We start from the raw sequence: 4,769 nt of genomic DNA, 5'->3' as shown, positions 1-4,769 counted from the left end.
CAAGCTGGATAATCCCGTCGCCGTCGTTTGACCAAAGGAACTCAACAAGTAATCGCTATATATTTCTAATAGTTCTGTATTCATCCTTATAGTTTACTTTAACTATAGGTGCGTAACATCAGTTAATTATGATAAATAATGTACCTTATTGACCAATAAGGCTTCTTAATGTAGGTGAATAGTACGTCCCTTACAGTAAGAATCAAATCCCCTTACTACTATTCTCCATACGCCGCAAAAATTCCGACATAATCTGACGGTATAGCTCGTCACCTAAATATTTATCCTCAATACCCCGGTCTATATTCGGATTATCATTGACTTCTATCACATATCCTTTGCCGTCCTTTTCCTTGACATCCACGCCATAAAGCCCATTGCCTATGGTTTGGCTAGCTTTTAAGGCGGCTTCCAGCACAAGTTTGGGGGCTTCAAAAGTCGGCATGGTTTCAAAATGCCCACTATCCGTGCGCTTTTCACCGTGGCGGTAAATTTGCCAATGATTTTTAACCATATAGTAACGGCAAGCATATAAGGCCTTGTTATTGAACACCCCAATACGCCAGTCGAAATCCGTATAAAGAAATTCCTGGGCTAACAGCAATGCGGATTTTTGGAATAATTCGGAGACCTTTGAGTCAAGCTCCTGCCGATTCTGGACTTTGGCAATACCTTTAGAAAAGGCCCCATCAGGAATTTTAATGACCACAGGAAATCCTGCCTCGCTTTCCAGTTTATCCAGATGCTGCTGATTGCCTTTGTGCAGTATCCAGGTTTTGGGGGACGGCACCCGATGGTTCCGGAATAAATCGGCCAGATAGACCTTATTGGTACAGCGGAGTATGGATGTCGGATCATCGATAACAACCAAACCTTCAGCCTCTGCCTTTTTAGAAAAACGGTAGGTATGGTGGTCAATTGCCGTGGTTTCACGGATGAATAAACCATCAAACTCCGGCAGCCTTGCATAATGCTGTTGAGTGATTAACTCAATTTCAATACCCAGTTCCCTGCCTATGCTGATAAATTTTTTCAACGCGCCTCGATTACTGGGCGGCAAAGCTTCCGCAGGATTGACCAGGACGGCAAGATCGTACCGGGCAACCTTTGGAGTTCGGCCTTTGCGCCACACTTTTTTGCTGAATTTATCCAGCGCCGTTGCAAACAGGGATTCATTTTCATCATCAAGATCGCGGTGCGATACCGCCCTTAAATCCGTAATTTCCCATTGTTGCCCATAACCTAGCGTCACTTCCATGATGGGGCAGGAAAACCTTTCGAACAACAATCTTCCCAGATCCTGAAAAGCAGGCTCTTCCGTCGTGCCAAAATAACTCAGCACCTTGATTTCATCGCTTGTGTTGCGGCCCTTAAAAACCCGTTCCAATGTCTGTGACAAATCTTCGAGTTGAAGCTGATATAACGCTTTTTTCTCTATGTCATTCAAAACCTTAACAGAAGGTATAACGTGATGCCCCCGCGCTTCGGCCAGTAAAGAACAATAGTAACCATCGGATAAATAGGAATAACTGCCGCAAAGATTGATAATACGGACTCGATGCTCAGAATCTTCCTTTTCCGTGGCAAGATAAGTCTCAAACGTGATGACTTGATCGCTGGGATAATAAGGGTTCCAGTCGGATAGTGAATCGATAACCAAAAGGGTTCGCGCCATTGGTGTTGTGTCCTCTTTAATTAGGGAATAGTGGCGTTGTTAGGAAATGTTAGGCTTTGTAAGTTACAAAGATGTGTCTTTAATAGATACAATAATTATGATGAAGTAGGCACTGATCATTCCTTTTTTTGCTTGGTCTGAGTACGGCAGGATACTCGGAAAGTTCTTGGAGGATCATGTTGAAGCTAGACCTGTTTTTTTACAAAGAGTTTCTGCACTTACATTATACGAATTCAGGGGGCAATATTTCATGAAATCCGATGGACAACCTTTTAAGGGCTAAACCTGTGTGACTGAAATGTCTTCTTATCTAAGCTATACACCGATAAATACTGGTGTTTTCCCAGACAGTTATGTCGCTGCAAGAGAGCGCTTGCTATTGCTGGTAGAACTCTCAGCGTTTGCCCAAATCCAGCACAAGGCTTATCCTTGTCCCGGCAAGACACTGGGCGGAGAACCGCTTGTCACTGATTCCGTATGGTTAGGCCCTGAAAATGCCGCCAAGGTCTTGGTGTTGCTCGCTGGAACGCACGGTGTTGAAGGCTTTGTCGGCACTGCCGTAGAGCTTGACCATATCAGTTTAATTGCAAGCGGACAACTCCTTGTACCCACAGATACCGCCGTATTGGTCGTCCATGCCTTGACACCCTGGGGCTACGCCTGGTTGCGCCGCTGTGATGAGGACGGCGTAGACCTAAACCGTAATGCGGTTGATTTCTCGAAACCTTTACCAGAAAATTCGGCTTACGAGTCACTTAGAAGCGCTTTGTTTTTAGGCGATAGGGAAACAAGGAAAACCACTTTTGCCGAGTTTGAACAGCAACACGGTCGGAACGCACTGGAAATGGCAATCAGTGGCGGACAATACCTCGACCCAACAGGGCCTTTCTACGGCGGTAAAATGCCCACACATGGCAGGCTGGTAACCGAAGGCCTTATGCGGCAATACAAGTTGCACGAGCGGGATTTGGCGATCATTGACCTGCACAGCGGACTAGGCCCCTACGGCTATGGGGAAATTATTTGCGACCATCATCCTGCCAGCCCCGGCACACGAATTGCCCATGACTGGTACGGCGACTCGGTGACTTTACCCGCGCTTGGCACCTCCAGTTCCGTCCCTAAAACAGGGTTAATGGATTATGCCTGGCACGCGATCATGAACGGGCGGAGTTGTCATGTCACGCTGGAATTTGGCACCTACCCAACTGACCGGCTATTCGAAGTGCTGTTGCGAGACCATCAACTTTGGGCGCAACCTGATAATGGCTCAGCCCGATTGGAACACAGCCAACAGATGCACCAACATTTTTGTCCCAATGATGAGGCCTGGAAAGCTTTGGTCTTGTTCCGCGCCAGACAAGTCATCGCGCAAGCCTTACGGGGATTGTCAGTTTGATGGCCTGCGTGATGGAGCTTAGTTGATGGACAGGGGAAACCTCCCAATACGCCATGCACAACTAAGCGACCTTGACGAACTGGTCACCTTGGAAAATGCCAGCTTTGACACCGACAGACTAAGCCGACGCAGTTTCCGGCACTGGATAACGGCAGAACACCGGGCTTTGCTGGTTGCAGAAATGGCTAACGTGGCCGTCGCTTATATCCTTATTATTTACCATCCAGGCACGCGGCTAGCACGAATCTACTCGCTCGCCGTTGCCCATCAACATCGGGGCGCGGGCATAGCCAAACAACTTATCCTGGCTGGTGAACAAGCCGCGCATGATGATGGCAGGCTATATTTAAGGCTTGAGGTCAGTGTCGATAACACCCCGGCAATCAAGCTTTACGAATCGCTAGGTTACCAAAAATTCGGCATCTACCTTGATTATTACCAAGACCACAAAGACGCGTTGCGCTACCAAAAACGTATCCGCCATTACAGCGACACCTTACAGCACCGGTCGGTACACTGGTTAAAGCAAACCACCCACTTTACCTGCGGCCCTGCCGCGCTGATGATGGCTATGCATGGGCTCAACCGGACTTATCAACCCTCCCAGGAAGAAGAAATCAATATCTGGCGGGAAGCCACGACCATTTTTATGACATCAGGGCACGGCGGCTGCCACCCGATAGGCTTGGCGCTGGCCGCAAAACGCCGTCATTTCGCCGTAGAAGTCTGGATTAACCAAACAGGAACCCTGTTTATAGACGGCGTACGCAATGAAGACAAAAAACAGGTTGTTGATCTGGTCGATAATGGATTCAAGCGGCAAGCAGCAGAACAAGGCATCCGACTACATTACGCCAACATTACCCAAGACGAACTGATCCAAGCATTCAAGGCCGGAGCCATACCGCTGATATTAATCAGCACTTTCCTGATGGACCGGAAAAAAGCCCCGCACTGGGTCGTGATGAGCGGCTTTGATGATGATTGCCTCTACATGCACGACTCCGACCCTGACGAACGCCGACAAAGCGAACTCGATTGCCAATTTATCCCCATCGCCCGCGAAGATTTCGACCGGATGTCCTGCTTCGGCAAAAACCGTTTACGGACTGCGGTGATTATTTGGCCGAGTTAGGTTGCAAGCGTAACACGGACTGAACGAAGTGAAATCCGGTAAATGTGTCCTTAGATCACGTTGCGCTCTTGCTGTTGTTTAACGGTGCGAAATGGGTTTTTTAAAAGCTCGATATGTTCAACCAGTAATCGCCGTCGCCGCTCCAGTTGTGACAGTAAAAAATAGGTGCCGCCGGGAATATAGGCACGGGTATAGTTTGGCATTATGGGAATTTTAGCCTATCGATTTGAATTCTCGAAGGCGGGTTATGGCGCGTGTGAAATTCTGTGGCTATTTAAATCCAATGCTTGACGCGCCTAACCCGCCTTCTACAGTGCTACAGCGCATAGGAGGGGGATTAATCGGTGTAGCATAGCTCGGCACTAAACGCTGTTGGGAGTAAATTAAATGTCCCGTTGAGAGTTTTATTGATAAATCTCAGAACCTGTTCAAGATTTATTAAGCAACAATCTTAAGAAAGCCAGGTTCACCCTATGCAGACTTGAGTTCAGGCGTTTTTCACAGTTTTTCCATCAGCGCCGACCCTTGCCAAGCCAAGCGAAACTGCGTTCCACCACCCG

Annotated in this window: 4 protein-coding genes and 1 pseudogene; 2 read left to right on the top strand and 3 right to left on the bottom strand. The window is 47.8% G+C overall.

What is annotated here, in order from left to right:
• Positions 1 to 202 precede the first annotated feature (202 nt).
• Entirely contained in the window at positions 203 to 1,675 is a 1,473-nt protein-coding gene (locus tag ACLQ6D_RS00270) for a RimK family protein (RefSeq protein ID WP_411725241.1), read from the bottom strand.
• A gap of 298 nt (positions 1,676 to 1,973) precedes the next feature.
• On the opposite strand from ACLQ6D_RS00270, the gene ACLQ6D_RS00265 reads away from it, so the two are divergent.
• Together ACLQ6D_RS00265 and ACLQ6D_RS00260 are read left to right on the top strand one after the other, a co-directional pair.
• Complete coding sequence (locus ACLQ6D_RS00265; protein ID WP_411725242.1) at positions 1,974 to 3,074, top strand: DUF2817 domain-containing protein; 1,101 nt, start codon at positions 1,974 to 1,976, stop codon at positions 3,072 to 3,074.
• A gap of 25 nt (positions 3,075 to 3,099) precedes the next feature.
• A complete protein-coding gene (locus ACLQ6D_RS00260) occupies positions 3,100 to 4,209 on the top strand; it encodes a peptidase C39 family protein (protein WP_411725240.1) in 1,110 nt (369 codons plus the stop codon).
• Between the two features lie 50 nt (positions 4,210 to 4,259).
• Here the strand turns inward: ACLQ6D_RS00260 and ACLQ6D_RS00255 are convergent, their stop codons facing one another.
• The gene (locus ACLQ6D_RS00255) at positions 4,260 to 4,412 is read right to left on the bottom strand and encodes a hypothetical protein (RefSeq protein ID WP_411725239.1); all 153 of its coding nucleotides are present in this window, start codon (positions 4,410 to 4,412) and stop codon (positions 4,260 to 4,262) included.
• A gap of 225 nt (positions 4,413 to 4,637) precedes the next feature.
• Positions 4,638 to 4,769, bottom strand: a pseudogene (locus ACLQ6D_RS00250) (IS5/IS1182 family transposase); the annotation flags it as partial.

The organism is Methyloglobulus sp., assembly GCF_046714055.1.
Taxonomy (GTDB): Bacteria; Pseudomonadota; Gammaproteobacteria; order Methylococcales; family Methylomonadaceae; genus Methyloglobulus.
The sequence above is the reverse complement of the archived record's forward strand: the minus strand, read 5'-3'. Positions and strand labels throughout refer to the sequence as shown.

Bases quoted from the DNA above. Each gene is read 5' to 3' on its own strand.
- ACLQ6D_RS00270 (WP_411725241.1), bottom strand. From the start codon at position 1,675: ATGGCGCGAACCCTTTTGGTTATCGATTCACTATCCGACTGGAACCCT.
- ACLQ6D_RS00265 (WP_411725242.1), top strand. From the start codon at position 1,974: ATGTCTTCTTATCTAAGCTATACACCGATAAATACTGGTGTTTTCCCA.
- ACLQ6D_RS00260 (WP_411725240.1), top strand. From the start codon at position 3,100: ATGGACAGGGGAAACCTCCCAATACGCCATGCACAACTAAGCGACCTT.
- ACLQ6D_RS00255 (WP_411725239.1), bottom strand. From the start codon at position 4,412: ATGCCAAACTATACCCGTGCCTATATTCCCGGCGGCACCTATTTTTTA.